Source organism: Methylobacterium goesingense, assembly GCF_022179225.1.
Lineage (GTDB): Bacteria > Pseudomonadota > Alphaproteobacteria > Rhizobiales > Beijerinckiaceae > Methylobacterium > Methylobacterium goesingense.
In genome coordinates, this window is the sequence record NZ_BPQL01000066.1 from 1 (window position 1) to 17,972 (window position 17,972).

The 17,972-nt window shown below is 65.7% G+C and carries 14 protein-coding genes and 2 pseudogenes; 8 read left to right on the top strand and 8 right to left on the bottom strand.

Annotated features, from left to right (window positions below; translation table 11 throughout):
* From MFF30_RS12360 to MFF30_RS12375, 4 genes and pseudogenes are all read left to right on the top strand, one after another.
* Positions 1-269: pseudogene (locus MFF30_RS12360) on the top strand (succinate--CoA ligase subunit alpha); the annotation flags it as partial.
* A gap of 218 nt (positions 270-487) precedes the next feature.
* Entirely contained in the window at positions 488-3,247 is a 2,760-nt protein-coding gene (locus MFF30_RS12365) for a phosphoenolpyruvate carboxylase (protein WP_238279724.1), read from the top strand.
* Between the two features lie 130 nt (positions 3,248-3,377).
* Positions 3,378-4,352: an HpcH/HpaI aldolase/citrate lyase family protein gene (locus MFF30_RS12370; RefSeq protein WP_238279725.1), complete on the top strand. Its 975-nt coding sequence runs from the start codon at positions 3,378-3,380 to the stop codon at positions 4,350-4,352.
* A 219-nt stretch (positions 4,353-4,571) separates the two neighbouring features.
* A complete protein-coding gene (locus MFF30_RS12375; protein WP_238279726.1) occupies positions 4,572-5,006 on the top strand; it encodes a GlcG/HbpS family heme-binding protein in 435 nt (144 codons plus the stop codon).
* A 156-nt stretch (positions 5,007-5,162) separates the two neighbouring features.
* Here MFF30_RS12375 and MFF30_RS12380 read toward each other — a convergent pair whose 3' ends face one another.
* On the bottom strand, positions 5,163-6,029 hold the full coding sequence (locus tag MFF30_RS12380; RefSeq protein ID WP_238279727.1) for an outer membrane protein: 867 nt from the start codon (positions 6,027-6,029) through the stop codon (positions 5,163-5,165).
* 264 nt (positions 6,030-6,293) lie between these two features.
* Between MFF30_RS12380 and MFF30_RS12385 the strand changes: the two genes are divergently transcribed.
* Positions 6,294-6,473: a hypothetical protein gene (locus tag MFF30_RS12385; RefSeq protein ID WP_238279728.1), complete on the top strand. Its 180-nt coding sequence runs from the start codon at positions 6,294-6,296 to the stop codon at positions 6,471-6,473.
* A gap of 211 nt (positions 6,474-6,684) precedes the next feature.
* Here the strand turns inward: MFF30_RS12385 and MFF30_RS12390 are convergent, their stop codons facing one another.
* Entirely contained in the window at positions 6,685-7,443 is a 759-nt protein-coding gene (locus MFF30_RS12390) for a competence/damage-inducible protein A (protein ID WP_238279729.1), read from the bottom strand.
* A gap of 67 nt (positions 7,444-7,510) precedes the next feature.
* The gene (locus MFF30_RS12395) at positions 7,511-9,781 is read right to left on the bottom strand and encodes a lytic transglycosylase domain-containing protein (protein ID WP_238279730.1); all 2,271 of its coding nucleotides are present in this window, start codon (positions 9,779-9,781) and stop codon (positions 7,511-7,513) included.
* A gap of 187 nt (positions 9,782-9,968) precedes the next feature.
* Here MFF30_RS12395 and dapA point away from each other — a divergent pair, with 187 nt between their 5' ends.
* Positions 9,969-10,868 carry a 4-hydroxy-tetrahydrodipicolinate synthase gene (gene dapA, locus MFF30_RS12400; protein ID WP_238279731.1) on the top strand — a complete coding sequence of 300 codons (900 nt, stop codon included), beginning with the start codon at positions 9,969-9,971 and terminating at the stop codon, positions 10,866-10,868.
* An 82-nt stretch (positions 10,869-10,950) separates the two neighbouring features.
* Positions 10,951-11,424 (top strand): SsrA-binding protein SmpB, encoded by a 474-nt coding sequence (gene smpB, locus MFF30_RS12405; protein ID WP_238279732.1) that lies wholly within the window; start codon positions 10,951-10,953, stop codon positions 11,422-11,424.
* Positions 11,425-11,606: 182 nt separating this feature from the next.
* Here smpB and MFF30_RS12410 read toward each other — a convergent pair whose 3' ends face one another.
* The gene (locus tag MFF30_RS12410; protein ID WP_238279733.1) at positions 11,607-12,299 is read right to left on the bottom strand and encodes a LabA-like NYN domain-containing protein; all 693 of its coding nucleotides are present in this window, start codon (positions 12,297-12,299) and stop codon (positions 11,607-11,609) included.
* Between the two features lie 875 nt (positions 12,300-13,174).
* Between MFF30_RS12410 and MFF30_RS26195 the strand changes: the two are divergent.
* Positions 13,175-13,489 (top strand): annotated as a pseudogene (locus MFF30_RS26195) (aldehyde dehydrogenase family protein); the annotation flags it as partial.
* A 640-nt stretch (positions 13,490-14,129) separates the two neighbouring features.
* Here MFF30_RS26195 and cynS read toward each other — a convergent pair.
* The 4 genes from cynS to MFF30_RS12430 are packed head-to-tail and all read right to left on the bottom strand — an operon-like array spanning position 14,130 to position 17,860.
* Positions 14,130-14,618, bottom strand: coding sequence for a cyanase (cynS, locus tag MFF30_RS12415; protein ID WP_238279734.1), 489 nt, complete (start codon positions 14,616-14,618; stop codon positions 14,130-14,132).
* Positions 14,619-14,654: 36 nt separating this feature from the next.
* Positions 14,655-15,650 carry an ABC transporter ATP-binding protein gene (locus tag MFF30_RS12420; RefSeq protein ID WP_238279735.1) on the bottom strand — a complete coding sequence of 332 codons (996 nt, stop codon included), beginning with the start codon at positions 15,648-15,650 and terminating at the stop codon, positions 14,655-14,657.
* 5 nt (positions 15,651-15,655) lie between these two features.
* Positions 15,656-16,495 (bottom strand): nitrate ABC transporter permease, encoded by an 840-nt coding sequence (gene ntrB, locus MFF30_RS12425; RefSeq protein ID WP_238279736.1) that lies wholly within the window; start codon positions 16,493-16,495, stop codon positions 15,656-15,658.
* Positions 16,496-16,498: 3 nt separating this feature from the next.
* Positions 16,499-17,860, bottom strand: a complete 1,362-nt coding sequence (locus MFF30_RS12430) for a CmpA/NrtA family ABC transporter substrate-binding protein (RefSeq protein ID WP_238279737.1) — start codon at positions 17,858-17,860, stop codon at positions 16,499-16,501.
* Between the last annotated feature and the right edge of the window lie 112 nt (positions 17,861-17,972).

The following is a 17,972-nucleotide window of genomic DNA, read 5'->3' on the forward strand; positions in this document are numbered from 1 at the left end:
TGATGATCGGCGAGATCGGCGGTCCCCAGGAGGCGGAAGCCTCCGCCTGGATCAAGGAGCACATGACGAAGCCCGTGGTCGGTTTCGTCGCCGGCCTAACCGCCCCCAAGGGGCGCCGCATGGGCCATGCCGGCGCGATCATTTCCGCCACCGGCGACTCCGCCGCCGAGAAGGCCGAAATCATGCGCTCCTACGGCCTGACCGTGGCCCCGAGCCCCGGCGAGTTCGGCACGACGGTGGCGCAGGTGATGCGCAAGCTGGCGGCCTGAGATCGTCGACCCTCCCCCGTCTCGTGGGGAGGGTGGTCATGGGCGAGACGGCGGGGGATGTCCCCATGCGCTGAGGTCAGGCCCTCGCGCATCGCCCCCGAGCCCCGGCCCTTGAACGTTCCGGCCGCCGATCGCATGCTTGCGGTGGCCGCTTCACACGGACCGTTGCCCGCTTCCGTCGCGGTCAGTCGGCGAAGAACTTTCCTCAAGGTGGCCCCATGACGGATACCCTGCACGCCCCGGTCGGAGCCGTCGACCATACCTTCGCGCCGCCCGTGATCACGGGCACCTCGTCGAAGGAAGCCCTCGACATCCTGTTCCACGCCCTGCTCGCCGTGGCCCGCCGGCACGAGCCCGAGCTTGAGGACGTGCTGCACGGGCGCGCCAACATCTCAGAATTCTCGCCCGAGCTCCTCGCGCGCGCCCTCCAGGTGCAGGGCATCTGGTTTCAGCTGCTCTCCATCGCCGAGCAGAACGCGGCCATGCGCCGGCGCCGTCAGGTCGAGCGCACCAAGGGCCGCGAGGCCTTGGGCGGCAGCTTCAGCGCCGTCCTGTCCGAGGCGGTCGCGAGCGGCATCAAGGCCCCGGAGATTCACGCGCTCCTCAAGGACCTGCGCATCCGACCGACGATCACCGCGCACCCCACCGAGGGCAAGCGCGTCACCGTGCTGGAGAAGTTCCGCCGCATCTATCTGGTGCTGCGCGAGCTCGAATTGCCGCGCTGGACCGAGCGCGAGCGCAACGGCCTGATGAACGAGCTGCGCGACCAGATCGAGCTCGTCTGGATGACGGGCGAACTCCACCTGGAGAAGGCCACCGTCGAGCGCGAGGTCGCCTGGGGCCTGCACTTCTTCGACGAGACCCTGTTCGAGATGCTGCCCGAGGTGCTCTACTCCCTCGAGGAGAGCCTGGCGCAGTATTATCCGGACGAGAAGTTCGAGGTGCCGCCGTTCTTCCAGTTCGGTTCGTGGATCGGCGGCGACCGGGATGGCAACCCCTACGTCACGTCCTCGGTCACCCGCGCCACCCTGCAGCGCAACGCGCTCGCCTCCCTCCGGCGCTACCGCGACGGCGTCACGGCGCTCGGCCGTACCCTTTCGCTGACCGAGCGCTCGCTGCCGGTGCCGGAAACCTTCAAGGCCGCGCTGGCGCAGATGCTCGCCGAGAGCGGCGACGGCCGCGCCATCGCCAGCCGCAATCCCGGCGAGGCCTATCGCCAATTCCTCACCTGCGTCCTGCGCAAGCTCGAAGCGACCATCCTGCGCAACAAGGGCCAGCGCTCGACGGGACCCGACTATCCGAGCGCCGACGGCCTGATCAACGATCTGCGCACCCTGGAGCAGGGTCTGGCCGACGCCAAGTGCCCGTCGCTGGCCGTCGACCTCGTGCGGCCGGTGCGGCGCATGGTGGAGATCTTCCGTTTCTCGACGGTCCGCCTGGATCTTCGCGAAAACACCACCCGCACCACCAAGACCCTGCAGGCCCTCTGGCAGGAAGCCAACGGCCAGAACCGGACGCCGCCGGACGTCGACGCCCCCGAGTGGAAGGCTTGGCTGCTCGCCGAGCTGGCCAAGCCCCGCCAGGGCGAGCGCAGCTTCGAGAACCTGCCCGACGACGCCCGCGAGACCCTGGAGACCTTCGCCCTCGTGGGCGAGATGCGGGCGCAGCTCGACCGCGAGGCCTTCGGCGCCTTCATCCTGTCGATGACCCGCTCAGTGCAGGACATCCTGGGCGCCTACCTGCTGGCCAAGGAGGCCGGCAACTTCCTCGACGCCGCAGGCACCGAGATCTGCTGCCTGCCGATCGTGCCACTGTTCGAGACCATCGACGACCTGCGCGCCGCCCCCGCCATCATGAAGGAGCTGTTCTCGATCCCGGTCGTGCGCCGCTCCACCCGCTGGCAGGGCGGCGTCCAGGAGGTCATGATCGGCTACTCGGATTCGAACAAGGACGGCGGCTTCGTCGCCTCGAACTGGGAGCTCTACAAGGCCCAGGACAAGCTGACCCAGCTCGGCAAGGCCGCCGGCGTGCCGATCGCGTTCTTCCACGGCCGCGGTGGCTCGGTGAGCCGTGGCGGCGCCCCCACGGCCCGGGCCATCGCGGCCCAGCCGCCGGGCTCGATCAACGGGCGCTTTCGCACCACGGAGCAGGGCGAGGTCGTCTCGTTCAAGTACGCCAACCGGGGCACTGCCGCCTACCAGATGGAGCTCCTGGCCTCGTCCGTGTTCCAGCACGCCCTGAAGTCGGAGCGCGAGGCCGCCGGCATCCCACGCAGCGAGTTCGACGATTGCCTGGAGGCGCTCAGCGGCGCCTCGCGGGCAGCCTACGTCAACCTGATCCAGCACCCCGATCTCGTGACCTATTTCGGCTCGGCGAGTCCGTTGGACGAGATCGCGCTCCTCAACATCGGCTCGCGCCCGGCCCGCCGCTTCGGCGCCCGCTCGCTCTCCGACCTCCGGGCGATTCCCTGGGTGTTCGCCTGGTCGCAGAACCGGCACGTCATCACGGGCTGGTACGGCGTCGGCTCGGGCCTCGCGAGCTTCCTCGACGTGCGCGGCGCGCAGGGCGAGGCGCAGCTGAAGCGGCTTTTCGCCGAATCGAAGCCCTTCCGCCTCATCCTCGACGAGGTCGAGAAGACGCTGCTCATGGTCGATCTCGAGATTGCCCGCGATTACGCGAGCCTCGTGCCCGACGAGGGCGCCCGCAACAGCATCTTCCCGCTGATCGAGGCCGAGTACGCGCTGACCCGCGAGATGGCCCTGCGGGTCAGCGGTGGGCGCGAACTCGCCGAGCGCTTCCCCCTGTTCCGCGACCGCCTGAATGGGCGGCTGCCGACCATCAACCAGGTCAGTCGCGAGCAAGTGGAGCTTCTGCGTCGCTTCCGCTCCGAGCAGGACGAGGACCAGCGCGAGGCGGTCAAATCCGCCCTGCTGCTCTCCATCAATTGCATCGCGGTCGGCTTCGGTGCGACCGGATGACGAACTTGTCAGGTTGCCGGAGGTGCGTCGCGGTCCATGGGCCGGCGCGCCGCGGCGCCTCCATCGGTATGGTGGCCCGACTCTCGGGTCTCATGAACGTCCAGAATACTTGCCCTAGGAAGGATACCCAATGAGCTTCACCCTGATCCAGCAGGCGACCCCGCGCCTCCACCGCTCGGAACTCGCCGTCCCGGGCTCCAACCCGACCTTCATGGAGAAGTCCGCCAGCTCCAAGGCCGACGTGATCTTCCTCGACCTCGAGGACGCGGTCGCCCCGGACGACAAGGAGCAGGCCCGCAAGAACATCATCCAGGCACTCAACGACCTGGATTGGGGCACCAAGACCATGATGATCCGCATCAACGGTCTCGACACCCACTACATGTACCGCGATGTCGTCGACATCGTTGAGGCCTGCCCGCGCCTCGACATGATCCTGATCCCCAAGGTCGGCGTGCCGGCCGACGTCTACGCGATCGACGTGCTGACCACCCAGATCGAGCAGGCCAAGAAGCGCGAGAAGAAGATCGGCTTCGAGGTGCTGATCGAGACAGCCCTGGGCATGGCCAACGTGGAGGCGATCGCCACCTCCTCGAAGCGCCTGGAGGCCATGTCGTTCGGCGTGGCGGACTACGCCGCCTCGACCCGCGCCCGCTCCACCGTCATCGGCGGCGTGAACAAGGACTTCTCGGTGCTCACCGACAAGGACGAGGCCGGCAACCGCGAGACCCATTGGCAGGACCCCTGGCTGTTCGCCCAGAACCGCATGCTGATCGCCTGCCGCGCCTACGGCCTGCGCCCGATCGATGGCCCCTTCGGCGACTTCTCCGATCCGGATGGCTACACCTCCGCCGCCCGCCGCTGTGCGGCCCTGGGCTTCGAGGGCAAGTGGGCGATCCACCCGAGCCAGATCGATCTCGCCAACGAAGTCTTCACCCCCTCCGAGGCCGAGGTCACCAAGGCCCGCCGCATCCTCGAGGCCATGGAAGAAGCCGCCAAGGCGGGACGCGGCGCCGTCTCCCTCGACGGCCGCCTCATCGACATCGCCTCGATCCGCATGGCCGAGGCGCTGATCGAGAAGGCTAACGCGATGTCCGCCAGCTGAGCGTTCGGCTCGGGCAACCTCAAGAACCCACGACGCGGCCGCCCCTTCGGGGCGGCCCTTTTGTTTGGCGCGTGGCACCGGACCGTCCGGCACCAAATTGCGTCGACATCCGTTAGCAGACGTCCGCTACGGCGTGCCTTGCCGCACCATCGACTGGGCGTCGCCGGCCGGCGGCCGCATGACACGAGAACCCTCACCGGTATTCAGGGAGCCCCCATCATGCACGTGACCATCGAAGACGCGCACAAGGCCATTGAGGCCGCCCGCGCCAAGGCCGTGGAACTCGATACGCAAATGTGCATCGCGGTCGTGGATTCCGGCGGCAACCTCAAGGCCTTCTATCGGATGGACGGTGCCTGGGTCGGCTCCATCGACATCGCGCACAAGAAGGCGAAGACGTCCGTCTTCTTCGGGATGACGACGGGGCAGATCGGCCAGCTCTCGCAGCCCGGCGGACCGCTCTACGGCATCGAGCATTCCAACGACGGGCTCATCACCTTTCCGGGCGGCATCCCGATCGTCGACGCCGACGGCGAGATGTCCGGCGCCATCGGCGTCAGCGGCTCCACCGTGGAGAACGACCACGCCGTGGCCCTGGCGGGCGCCAGCTCCATCGGCGCTACCGAACTGCCCGCCCATCCCTGGCGCACCTGAGCGGTTTGATGCGCGCGGGCCGGGCGACCGGACCCCGCGCCTTCCCCGGCCGGTTTGCCTGCGCAAGACCGAAACGAAAGAATGCCCCGCTCTCGCGAGCGGGGCCTTCTTTCGTCTTAAGCTCCGGCCCCACGTGGAAGCCGGAGCGTGGGCAGCTCAGAGGCCGCCGAACTTGTAGTTGAAGCCGGCCTTGATGATGTTGCCGGAGGTCTCGAAGCGCGAGGTGTAGGAGCCGGTGGCAGCGGGGAGGCCGACGTTGTTGACGACGACGTTGCGGCTGCCGAGGTCGTAGTGGAGGTACTCGGCCTTCAGCGTGATGGCGCTGGCGCCGAGGAGGCCGCCGATGAAGTTGAAGCGGTTCAGGAAGCTGTCGGTGGGGATCGCGTACTCGATACCGCCGCCGTAGGCGAAGCCCGTCTCCATGTCGTTGTAGCGGCCCGAATAGGCCAGGACGTTGGTGCCGGTGAAGAAGTTGGCGCGGTAATCGACGCTGCCATAGGCGAAGCCGCCGGTTCCATAGACGAGGAACCGGTCGAAGGCGTAGCCGAGGCGGCCCTGCACGGTGCCCAGGTAGTCGAGGCGCTGACGGAAGGTCGCGGGATCGCCGAGAACCGGGTTCAGGGGCGTCAGGGGACCGAGGTAGCCGTAACGCTTGCTGATGTCGGTCCAGGTGACGTCGGCGTTGACGCCGATGACGAAGCCGGAGCCCGGGGTGAACTGATAGTTGTAGCCGATGCCGCCACCGACGTTGCCGATCCCGTCCTGCTCGGAGCGGAAGTTCTGCGGACGACGGTTGAGGTCGACGTTACGCTGGGTCAGCGCATCGTTGCCGATGGTGCGGATGTTCTGACGGTCGCTAAACGCGTACGAGCTGTGGGTGCCGAGGTAGAAGCCGGTCCAGGTGAAGACCGGGATGGCCGTGAAGACCGGCGGCGGCGCCTGGCGGCGCGGCAGGTCGGCGGCCGAGGCCGAGCCGATGGCGACCAGCGAGGCGACGCCGGCCAGGAGAAACTTCTTGATCATCACGGTGGGTTCCGAAATCCGAGGCTTGACCGCGAAGCTAGCTCGCCCCGCCGGCACGGACTATGCCCGCCAAGCCACACCCAACCACAGATGCGTTCGCCGACGCACAAAGTTGCGCCCACGCGAAGTCCGACCCACCGCATGATGCACTATGCGCGAAATGCCTGCGGCTCGGAACGGTGCGTCGCGGGATACGTGAACGGCCGGTTAAGTACGTTGGGCTAAACCGTTCGGGGACGTTTTCCAACCGTGACGGGAGCGACGATGACACGGGACCAACTCGCCGCCGAACTGAAGCGCATCGCCGCCGACCAGGTCAGCGACATCGAGCGCGCGGTCAAGGACGGCCACAAGACGATCGCGCTGAACGAGATCGCCGATCTCAACCGCAATCTCAAGGCTCTCGCCGCGGCAGTGAAGGGTAAGAGTATCGTTCGCGCCTGAAACGACGACACGCTTCAGCCTGGATCGGAGGATTTGGCCGGCGGCATATGCGTGTCGTTTCTCGATCTACTCCGGCCATGACGCTGTCGATGGGCGGACAGATTTTTCCATGCTCATCAAACACTCCGCCCCTGGCTCGCTTTTGCTCGACGAGCCCTCCGCGTCTGCTTCGCGGGCCGCCGAGAAAAAAGCGTCCCCCGGTCGTGAACGGTCAGCCGGACATGCCGCCGCGCAACCCGTCGAGAAGCGCGTCCACATCGGCCCGGGCGGCGGCCAGGGCGGCGGCATCGCGCCCACGCACGACGATGCGATTGGCAAAACCATTCGGCGTCATCGAGGGATAGGAGCCGATCGAGACCGTCGCGTGCGCCTTGGCGATGGCCGCCAAACCACCCGCATAGGTACCCTCGGGCAGGTTGCCGGCCTCGATCGTCTCGGACAGGACCTTGGCGCCGGTCACCAGCGTCGGCCCGACATTGTCGAGCATCGCCTGCATGATCCCCGGCACGCCTGCCATGACGATGACATTGCCGATCCGGAAGCCAGGCGCCTTGGAAATCGGGTTGGTGATGAGGTCTGCCCCAGCCGGGATGCGCGCCATGCGCAGGCGCGCCTCGTTCAGGTCTTCGGGCTTGTGACGCTCCAGCAACATCGCCTTCGCCCGCGGGTCGACATCGATCGACACGCCGAAGGCAGCGGCGACGCAGTCGGCGGTGATGTCGTCGTGGGTCGGACCAATGCCGCCGGTGGTGAAGAGGTAGGTGTAGGCACCGCGCAGAGCATCGATGGCGGCGACGATGCGGTCGGCCTCGTCGGGCACGATGCGCACCTCCTTCAGATCGATGCCGATGGCGGTGCAGTAATCCGCGATCGTGCCGATGTTCTTGTCCTTGGTGCGCCCGGACAGGATCTCGTCACCGATGACCAGGACGGCAGCGGTGACGGCGGCGGCTTCGGATGTTTCGGTCACGGCAAATCCGGGTCAGGGGGACAGAGCCTGCCAAGTAGCGCGACCGGGCCCGCCTGACCACGCGTTCTCAGCGTGCGCCGCGCTGAAGGTCGCCGTCGATGAGGAGGGCGCTCTTGCCGTCGAGCCGATTGCGGTAGACCTGCAGGTTCTCCATCACCCGCTGGACGTAATTGCGCGTCTCGGTGAAGGGGATGCGCTCGACCCAGTCGATGGGATCGATCCCGGTCTTGCGCGGGTCGCCGTAGGCGTCGATCCATTTCTTCACGTTGCCGCCACCGGCATTGTAGGCCGCGAAGGCGAGGATGTACGAGCCGCGCCAATCCTCCATAAGTTCGCCGAGGTGGGCTTGGCCGAGGCGGGCGTTGTAGGCAGGATCGCTGGTCAGGCGGTCCTGGTCGAAACTGGCACTGACGCGGCGGGCGGTACGCTGTGCGGTGGCTGGCATCATCTGCATCAGCCCACGCGCGCCGACGCTGGACTGCGCCAGCGGATCGAACTGGCTCTCCTGCCGGGCGATGGCGAAGACCATGGCCTTCTCCACCAGGGGCACAGCGGCCGACGCCTCGTAGCTCGGGATACCGATGGTCGGGTAGGCATGGGCGTCGAGGGGCAGCCCACGCTGGACGGCGATCTTGCCGATGGCCACCAGGGCGCGGGAGTTGCGCTGCTCGGCGGCGATATTGCCGAGCGCTTCGAGCTCGGCCGCATCGGTGAGGCGGTTGGCGGTGTCGATGTAGAGGGGCAGCGCGAGGTCGCGGATGGCGGCGGCCTCCAGCATCTTCAGGGCCCGCACGTAGAGGCGCTGGTCGAAGGCTGCTTGCTGGCTGGCGTCGAGGCTGGGGATGCTGCGGAGCGACAGGCTCGAGCGTCCGAGCTTCGTCCGCGCCAGTTGGCCGTAATACGCGATGGGCTGGAGGGCGGCGCGCTCGTAGAAGGCCTTGGCGGCATCGGCCTGGCCGAGTGCCTCGGCCGCGCGGCCCTGCCAATAGGCGGTGCGGGCCAGCGAGATCGGCGTTTCGGCGATTCGGGCCGCCTCGGCGAAATGTTGCGCCGCCCTGGCGGCATCGTCCTGGAAGCGCAGCGCGATCCAGCCAGCATGAAATTCCGCCTCGATACGCTTTTCGACGGTGCGGGCACACGGCGCACGGGCCACCGCGTAGGCGGCGCCCGGATCGTTCGCGTCAATCAGCTTGCGAGCGACGATCCGGCGCTCGACCCACCATTCGTCGCCGTCCACGAGCACATCGGGGTTCGAGGGCGCAGTGGCCAGCATCGCCGCCGCCTCCACGAACTTGTCGTGTCGCCGCAGGTACTGTGCCCGTGACAGGATGTATGAGGAATCGCTGCGCAAGGCCGGCGGCACCGCGTTGAGGGCGGCCGGTGCGCTCGAGCTTTTGTCTTCCACCGCGCGCCGCGCACGCACGAGGGTCGCGTAGCCACCGCCCGCCAGCGTCGCCGCCCGCCCGGCCGTGTCGTAATCCTCCTTGAGGAGCGCGCGCTCCATGCGATAGCGGTGATCGACCCGGGTCAGAGCCGTCGGAAAGGCATCGAGCACCCGCATCTCGAGGTTCCGGCCGAAAGTCTCGGAGCGCCACAAGTCACGCACGAGCACTGAAGCGTCCTCGTCGAGGCCTTCCGCCCGGAACGCCAGAGCCAGGGCGAACTTGCCCGGCGCACTTGCTGGCCGCGACGCGGCGAAGAAGGCCCGCACCGTCGCGGGATTACGACGTTCGGTCAGCAGGGCTTCCTCGGCCCGGCGACGGAGGAGGGGGCCGGCCGGCCAGTCGGGATTGGTGCGGGTAAAGGCAACGGTGCGCTCGAAGCCGATGCCGGCGCCTGCCCGGATCGCCACCCATTCGAGGAGCGCGCGCGCGGCCGGGTCGTTGAAACCGTCCCGCAGTCGGTCACCCTCGGAGACGCGGCCCTTGCGGTAGGCGTCGATGGCCTGCCGCAGAGCCGGCAGGTCGATACCCGGCGCCACCTGGGCCGCACGGGCAGGGTCGGGCACCTCCGGGACAGGGGCCGCCGGGGAGACGGTCGCGTCAGGCAACGGGAAAGCGATGCCAGCCTCGGGATCGGCCGAAGCGTAGGCCTTGGCGGCGGCAGGCAGCCCCTGGCTCGGGGCAGCTTCCGGCGTCCTTCCTTCGACCTTAAGAGCATCGGCCGCGATCGGGTCGGCGGCCTTGGCCTCTGGCAGTGCGGCCGACGGCGCGACAGCGTCGCTGGCTGGGCGATGGCTCGCCGCATCCCCTTCCTGAGCGGACGCCGCCGCGAGGGCGCCGGCCGAAACAAGGCTGAGGGCCAGCATCAGGGCTGCGCGCTGCGTCGAGAACACCATGGTTCTTCCAGTCCCATCACCTCGGACAGTCCTTCAAGCTCACCCAAAGGGCATTAAGAAGGCATTAACCCCGTGAAAGCAGCGTTTGCGCCGTTGCTGGCGAGGGCCTATGTCTGCCCGTCCGCGTAAAGCGGTGCCGCTGCCGGACAACCGGCGCATGACGAGACCGACGGCTGGGAACGCCAGGATGACCGAGACCTCCACACGACGCCTTAGGGGCGCAATGTCCGCCCTCGTGACTCCGTTCAAGGACGGTGCCTTCGACGAGGCGGCCTTCCGCAAGTTCGTGAACTGGCAGATCGCGCAGGGCATCCACGGGCTCGTTCCGACAGGCACCACCGGCGAGAGCCCGACCCTGAGCCATGCCGAACACGACCGCGTCGTCGAAATCTGCATCGAGGAAGCCGCCGGCCGCGTGCCCGTGATCGCCGGCGCCGGCTCCAATTCCACCGCCGAGGCGGTGGAGCGCGCCCGCCACGCTGAGAAGGCGGGAGCGGATGCGGTGCTGGTTGTCACGCCTTATTACAACAAGCCGACCCAGGCCGGCCTCTACGCGCATTTCAAGGCCGTGAACGATGCCATCGGCATTCCGATCATCCTCTACAATATTCCGGGCCGTTCCATCGTCGACATGAGCGTCGAGACGATGGCGCGCCTGTACGAACTCGAGAACATTGCAGGCGTGAAGGATGCCACGGCCAAGCTCGACCGGGTGAGCCTGCAGCGCCAGGCCATGGGCGAGGATTTCATTCAGCTTTCGGGCGAAGATGCGACGGCGTTGGGCTTCAATGCCCATGGCGGCCGCGGCTGCATCTCGGTGGTCTCGAACGTGGCGCCGCGGCTCTGCGCCGAACTGCAAGAGGCGACCCTCGGTGGCGACTACGCCAAGGCGCTCCAGATCCAGGACCGCCTGATGCCTCTTCACGCCAGCATGTTCGTGGAGCCGAACCCGTCGCCCGCGAAGTACGCCCTCGCGCGCCTCGGCCTGATGACCGACGAGGTCCGTCTTCCACTCCTTCAGGTGAGCGCAGAGACGAAGGCGCTTGTCGATGCCGCTCTGCGCCATGCGGGCCTCCTTGACGCTTGAGTCCGACTGGCGAAGTGAACCGCGCAGAACCATATTCCTCGGCCCGGTCGCGATGGCGCGGCCGGCCTGACCTGACGTTGTGATGGCTCCCAAACCAGAATCGAACCGCCGCGTCGTCGCCGACAACCGCGCCGCGCGCTACCATTACGAGATCACCGACACGTTTGAGGCCGGACTCGCCCTGACGGGGACCGAGGTCAAATCGCTGCGCAAGGGCAAGGCGACCATCGGAGAGGCCTATGCCGGACCGTCCGGTACCGATCTGATGCTGTTCAATGCGTATATCCCGGAATACGTCGAGGCAAACCGCTTCAACCATGAGACGAAGCGGCCACGCCGGCTTCTGCTTCATCGCAAGCAGATCAACAAACTGATCGGCGCCACCCAGCGCGAGGGCTTTACGGTCGTGCCCCTGAAGATCTACTTCAACGAGCGCGGCCGGGCCAAGATCGAACTCGGCCTCGGCCGGGGCAAGAAGCTGCATGACAAGCGTGAGGCCGCCAAGGAGCGCGATTGGCAGCGCGCCCGCGCCCGCATCTTGCGCGATCGCGGCTAGCTGTTTTTCGCCGAACGGTCGGCGTCGAAGGTCCCAATCGCTAGCCTGAGGCGCCGAATCGTCGGCGTTGATACAACTTAAACTACACCATCGTAGTACCGTACTACCGTACCCGGGTTCACCGGGACGGCAGCGCAATATGGGCAGCTCCAGGCGTGAGGGCGTCCAAAACGACCGTCGCGTCAGGTTTCCGAAACGTCATCGTTCTGACGGATCCCGTAGCGACTTTCGAGGGCTGGGCTCGGCCGCACTGGGCGATCCGCCGCGCTCTCTCCACGCGAACGTGTGGGCGTTTCACCATGGGGGCGTGTCTCCTGCCCACGCGCCTCGTGGTTACGCGGAGACCGCTCGCCGGCATCGCGTCCGATTCGCGGCAGTAGGTGAGCGAGGTCAATGAACTCATCGGCTTGGCGCCGTAGATCGTCGGCAATCATGGCGGGTTGGGTCTGGATCGTCGAGACGACGGTGACTTTCACACCGCGCCGTTGCATCGCCTTCACAAGCGAGCGGAAGTCGCCGTCGCCCGAGAACAGGATCATGTGATCGATACGTGAGGCCAGATCGAGAGCATCGATCGCCAACTCGATATCGATGTTGCCTTTGACTTTACGCCGTCCCTGCGAGTCTACGAACTCCTTTGCAGGCTTCGTAACAACGCAAAAGCCATTGTAATCCAGCCAATCGATCAGCGGTCGGATCGAGGAATATTCCTGGTCTTCGACGACCGCAGTATAATAGAACGCTCGCACGAGCATGTCGCGAGATTGAAATTCCTTCAGTAACCTGCGATAATCAATCTCCGCTCCGAGAGTTTTTGTGGCTGCATACAGATTTGCGCCATCAATGAAGAGCGCGCTACGTTGACCGGAATTCATAGATTAATCCAAAAATTATCTAATATTTTGACTTGATCGGTGTAGTTCTTGGTCTAGACTATCGTTAAGGATGCATCGATTTTAGATCCCACTGAAAATAAGAATATTTTCTTATTAAATTGACTGCCATACTATTACTGTAGCGGAACTGGAAAGGCGAGCATCCGGTACCTGTGACCATAAGCCAGGGAATGTCAATTCCGTCCCCCGTATTTGTCTTGGGCGGGATCTGCTGACTAAGAGTAAGCGTCAACAGAATGTTGCCATCGACTGAGAGCTATCCTAGGTTGTGCTTGCTTGGTCTTTAGACTCGCTCGGCCTTGACGTCATCTGCGAGCGCCGCCGTGCCCCGCTTCATCCCCTCGTCCTCATCACCAGATGACTAGAATCGGTGGCGCTCGGTCTGTGTTCGATAAGATGGGCGCCTCTCCGGGCAGCTGCGGCGGGGACTGCTCGTGCCCGGCATCGTCTCGACGCCGATGCTATCGCGGCGACCGTTGCGACGGATTTCTCGGGACGACGAGGACAGTCTGTCGGCGACTGCTCAGCATGCACCTCCTTCGCGTCCTGCTCCGCCGGGTCCTGGCAATCCCGGGCGAGCGTGAGATCGAGGCGATGGTCGCATGACCGCGCCGCAGTTGCTCTCCCTCACCGGTGACGAAACGACGATCCGACGCATCTTTGAATTGCGTCTGTCGCTGGCCGATGTCCCGCCGTCCGACCTAGGCCTACCCCGTCACAGGCACCGGCGGTGAGACGGCGCGCCAAGGAGGTCGACAGCGCAATGTCCGCATTCTCGAGGTTGCCGACGAAACTCCGCCGGACGCCCGGGGGCTTCGACAATCCTGATGACGAGGTAACGGGCACGAACGGCATGCGCAGAGTTGCTGGTCGAAGGGCGCAGTCTGGGCCAGCGGGGCCACTTCCTCAGCGATACCTTGTCCGGCCATGTTCTTTCGGAGTTTTCGATCTACCGTGAGGAGATCCTCGGGCCTGTGCTTGCGATCACCCGGTCAACGGGCGACGCCGCCGCGCGCCTCAGAAACGACTACGCGTTCGGCCGCAGTGCCGCGATCGTCGCCCGCGATGTGGGATGCCGCGCGCCAGTTCATCCACGGGATCGGCATGGTTGCATCAACGTGCCGATCCCGTGCGACGGCGCTCCACTCGTTCGACCGCCGGGCTTCTAGACCCGTCTCCAAACCGTCAATGCCCGCTGGCGCACAGGCATCCGCGCCGGCTCCAATCCTGACGTGCCCACTTGGGAATCGGGCCGAATATTCTTTAATCCGCAGCGATCGCCCTGAAACTCCGTCGAACGAATTCGGGTGCCTTCACCGATGATGGGATGATGACCTTGCGCAAGGTAAGGCAGGGTCGTTTTAATATCCTCCGACGGCGTTGCCGCCTCCCGAAACCAGGCACATCAGCTGCCGTGCGCATACTGAATAGTCTGGATCGCATTTTCTCGGCGACAAATGAGACTTGTCAGAGTGCTGTCGCTTACCAAGCTGATGCTACCCGGTAAAAAACGATATCGCCTTACATCCCATGCTCTAGCTTTTCCGGAGGCATCGATGTCTTGAGCGATTGGAATCGACACACGTTCCCGGTCGCACATTCCATCCTGCGCTCGCCATGATCAAGGCTTTCGCAGCCAGAGATCTCTTGGTCCCGTCCGATCCGGACCCGGCGCTCGACCACTCCGCCTTCCGCAGCGCCTGCGACGTTGGCCTATCCATCGCCACGACACAGGCGCTGCCAGCCGCCTCGGTGGCGGGCGGGAGTCTAACCCGCACGCCGCCGAGCCCAGGGGCGTGAGAGCCGCCCTCAACCTTCCTTGAAGCCGTAATCCGGCACGCCCTCTTCGTTGCCGTAGTACTTATAGGGTAGGAACTTGCCCGAGAGGTTCATCTTCACCCGGTCACCCTTGTTGTTCGGCTCGCGCTCCATGGTCATGTTGAAGTCGATGGCGGACATGATGCCGTCGCCGAACTCCTCCTGGATCAGTTCCTTCCAGGTGGTGCCGTAGACCATCACCAACTCGTAGAAGCGGTAGATCAGCGGGTCGGTCGGCGGCATCTGGGCGATCGAGCCGCGATAGGGCGCCTCGTTCAGCATGCGCTCTTCGGCCTGCGAAAGGCCGAACAGTGCAGCGGCCTTGGCGGCCTGGGCCTTGGGGAGCTTCATCTGGCCCATGCAGGCTGCGGTGATCAGAATCGGCGAGATGCCGCCGATCTCGTCCTGGATGTGTTTCCAGGTCCAGCCCTTCTCGCGCTTGATGTCGAGGAGCTTCTCGGTGAGGTCTTCGCGCTTCATGGCTTTCGTCTCCGTGACGGGTTGGAAGGGGGTTGGTCAGGCGCGCAGAGCCGGGGCTTCGGCGCCCAGCAGTGCAGCGGTGTCCGCGTCGCTCAGACTGGGACGGATCACCGGCGGGTGGCGCTGGTCGTAGCCGGGCGGCATTGCGTCCCGCAGGGTCTTCGAGCGCGTGACGAGGAAGTCCATCAGGTGATTGCGCAGGGCATAGTAGCCGGGCGCGTGGTGCAGTTGCGTGCGGTCACGGACCTTCGGCAGCGGGTTCTCGACGATTTCGGCCACCTTGGCCTGGGGGCCGTTGGTCATCAGCACGATGCGGTCGGCCAGATAGATCGACTCGTCGACGTCGTGGGTGATCATGAAGACGGTCTGGCCAGTCTCGACGCAGATTCGCCGGACCTCGTCCTGAAGCGTGCCGCGGGTTAGCGCGTCGAGCGCCGAGAACGGCTCGTCCATGAGCAGGATCTTGGGCTCGATGGCCAGCGCCCGGGCGATGCCGACACGCTGCTTCATGCCCCCGGACAGCTCCGACGGCCGCTTGTGTTCGGACCCGGCCAGCCCCACCGTCGCGATGGCCTTGTGGGCGCGGGCCTCGACCTCGGCCCGGCCCGCCTTGCGCCAGCGCGAGGAGACCGCGTAGGCGACGTTGCCCAGCACGGTGCGCCAAGGCAGGAGCGCGTGGCCCTGGAAGATCACGGCCCGATCGAGGCTGGTTCCCTCGATGGCCTGCCCGTCCGCGATGACGACGCCCTCGCTCGGCGCCTCCAGCCCGGCCAGGATGTTGAGCACCGTGGTCTTGCCGCAGCCGGAATGCCCGATCATGCAGACGAACTCGCCCCGCCGCATCGGTAGCCAGAGATTCTCGAATACCGTGGTGCTGGTGCCGCCGGGCGCGGGGTAGCGCCGGGCGATCCCTTCGATCGAGATGAATTTCTCGGATTGGGGTGTGGTCTGGGACGGCATGCGGGCGTCTCCGGTATTGTCCGACGATCCGGAGCGGAAGGGCGAGGCGCGGAAGGGGAGGAGCGTTGCCATGGCGTTCACTCCGGAAAGGTGACGAGGCGTTGCGCCCGCGCCAGCACTTGGTCGAGGATCATGCCCACGAGGCCGATGACGAGGATCGAGGTGATCACATTGGTGATCGAGAGATTGTTCCACTCGTTCCAGACGAAGTAGCCGATGCCGGTGCCGCCCACGAGCATCTCGGCCGCCACGATGACGAGCCACGCGATGCCGATCGAGATGCGCATGCCCGTGAGGATGGTGGGCGCCGCCGCCGGTAGGATCACCGTCACCGCCCGACGGAATGGGCCCACCTCAAGAGTTCTGGCGACGTTGAGCCACTCGCGCCGGGTTCCGGCGACCCCGAAGGCGGTGTTGATCAGCATCGGCCAGAGCGAGCAGATGAAGATCACGAAGATCGCCGAGAGCCCGGAATCCTTGATCGTGTAGAGGGCGAGCGGCATCCACGCCAAGGGCGAGACCGGCTTGAGAAGCTGGATGAAGGGGTCGAGGGCCCGGCCCATCAGGGGCGACATGCCGATGATGAAACCGATCGGGATCGCCACGATCACCGCAAGTCCGTAGCCGAGCGCCACGCGGCCGATGGAGTAAGCAAGCTGGATACCCAGCCCCTTGTCGTTCGGCCCCCGGTCGTAGAACGGGTCCCGTAGGTGCTTCCAGATCGTGGCGCCGACGTCGAGGGGCCCCGGCATGGCCGACTTGCCGGTGGTGGCGCTGGCGCCCATGAGGGCGGCGTATTCCGGGTCCATCGCCTCGGTCTTGGCCGTGCCGCTCACGGCGATCTGCCAAGTGAGCAGGAATGCGAGAAGCAGGGCAAGCGAGACGAGGCCGGCGCGAAACCGAAGGGTGTTGGCCATGGTTCAGCCCGCCCGCTTGATCTTGAAGGAGTCGAGATATTCCTTCGGCTTGGCCGGATCGAAGGTCTTGCCCATCACCACGAAGCTCTTGGTGGTGGTCTCCGGCGGCGTGAGGCCGTTCTGCTTCATCAGCCTGGCGGCGTCGGTGGCGAGGTAGACCTTGGCGGCCACGGCCGCGTAGTCGACATCACCCTTGATCTGACCCCAGCGCTGCATCTGGGTCATGATCCAGACGGCGAAGGACTGCCAGGGGAAGGCGTCGAAATCGACCCGGTCGGGCACCTTTCGCACGTTGCCGAGGCCGTCCGCGAAGGTGCCGGTGAGCACCTGCTCCACCACCGTAACCGGCTGGTTGAGGTAATTCGCCGGTGCGATCTGCGCGGCGATCTCTTTCCGGTTCTCGGGCTTGGCCGCGTAGGTCGTGGCCTCGATGATCGCCCGCAGCAAGGCCGCGTAGGTGTTCGGGGTCTGGGTGATGAATTCCTGCGAGGCCGCGAAGGCGCAGCAGGGATGGCGGTCCCAGATTTCCTTGGACAGGATGTGAATGAAGCCGACCCCGTCATAGACCGCGCGCTGGTTGACCGGATCGGGGGCCAGGAACCCGTCGATGTTGTCGGCGCGCAGGTTCGCGACCATGTCGGGCGGCGGCACCGCGCGGATCTGCACATCGGTGTCGGGGTCGATGCCGGCTTCCGCGAGGTAATAGCGCAGCAAATAGTTGTGCATCGAATAGTCGAAGGGCACCGCGAGCTTGAAGCCCTTCCAGTCCTTCGGGTCGCGCCGGTCCTTGTGCTTCATGGCCAGCGTGATCGCCTGACCGTTGACGTTCTCTACCGCCGGCATGGTGTAGGGCTGGGGGTTCGACCCGACGCCGAGAGAGATCGCGATGGGCATGGGCGCCAGCATGTGGGCGGCGTCGTATTCGCGGTTGAGGGTCTTGTCGCGGATCACCGCCCATCCGGCAGTCTTCACCACCTCGACGTTGAGGCCCTGCTTCTCGTAGAAGCCCATGGGCTTCGCCATGATGATCGGCGTGGCGCAGGTGATCGGAATGAAGCCGATTTTCAGATCGGTCTTCTCGGGCTTGGCGCCCTGCGCGAAGGCCTCGGCGATGAGGCCGGTGGGCAGGAACTGGCTGACGGCGGCGAGCGCCGTGCCGGCCCCGACGCTCTTCAGAAAGGCGCGGCGCTCGGCATCCCGCGGGAACAGCGCCCGCATCACCGTGCCCTCGACGACCCGCTGGATCGCCGCATCTCCGCTCGGCAAGGCCGCATCGTGCTCGCTTTGAGAACCATGCGCGCCGCAGGAGCAGCCGCCGCGGCGTAACCGCCGGGACGCATCGAAGGGATTATCGAACAGGGCCATGTTTCGCTCGCCGTCGGATGATGCAGCTCATCAGCAAGCAGCATGCCAACGGGTCCAGAATTTATTGTTCAGACATTGCAACACTTTAAGAGATCGATCATGAAATACGTGA

Excerpts from the sequence above, each read along its gene's own strand:
- MFF30_RS12430 (WP_238279737.1), bottom strand. The coding sequence starts at position 17,860 with ATGGCCCTGTTCGATAATCCCTTCGATGCGTCCCGGCGGTTACGCCGC.
- MFF30_RS12365 (WP_238279724.1), top strand. The coding sequence starts at position 488 with ATGACGGATACCCTGCACGCCCCGGTCGGAGCCGTCGACCATACCTTC.
- cynS (WP_238279734.1), bottom strand. The coding sequence starts at position 14,618 with ATGAAGCGCGAAGACCTCACCGAGAAGCTCCTCGACATCAAGCGCGAG.
- MFF30_RS12375 (WP_238279726.1), top strand. The coding sequence starts at position 4,572 with ATGCACGTGACCATCGAAGACGCGCACAAGGCCATTGAGGCCGCCCGC.
- MFF30_RS12395 (WP_238279730.1), bottom strand. The coding sequence starts at position 9,781 with ATGGTGTTCTCGACGCAGCGCGCAGCCCTGATGCTGGCCCTCAGCCTT.
- MFF30_RS12380 (WP_238279727.1), bottom strand. The coding sequence starts at position 6,029 with ATGATCAAGAAGTTTCTCCTGGCCGGCGTCGCCTCGCTGGTCGCCATC.
- MFF30_RS12410 (WP_238279733.1), bottom strand. The coding sequence starts at position 12,299 with ATGAATTCCGGTCAACGTAGCGCGCTCTTCATTGATGGCGCAAATCTG.
- dapA (WP_238279731.1), top strand. The coding sequence starts at position 9,969 with ATGACCGAGACCTCCACACGACGCCTTAGGGGCGCAATGTCCGCCCTC.
- MFF30_RS12420 (WP_238279735.1), bottom strand. The coding sequence starts at position 15,650 with ATGGCAACGCTCCTCCCCTTCCGCGCCTCGCCCTTCCGCTCCGGATCG.
- smpB (WP_238279732.1), top strand. The coding sequence starts at position 10,951 with ATGGCTCCCAAACCAGAATCGAACCGCCGCGTCGTCGCCGACAACCGC.
- ntrB (WP_238279736.1), bottom strand. The coding sequence starts at position 16,495 with ATGGCCAACACCCTTCGGTTTCGCGCCGGCCTCGTCTCGCTTGCCCTG.
- MFF30_RS12385 (WP_238279728.1), top strand. The coding sequence starts at position 6,294 with ATGACACGGGACCAACTCGCCGCCGAACTGAAGCGCATCGCCGCCGAC.
- MFF30_RS12370 (WP_238279725.1), top strand. The coding sequence starts at position 3,378 with ATGAGCTTCACCCTGATCCAGCAGGCGACCCCGCGCCTCCACCGCTCG.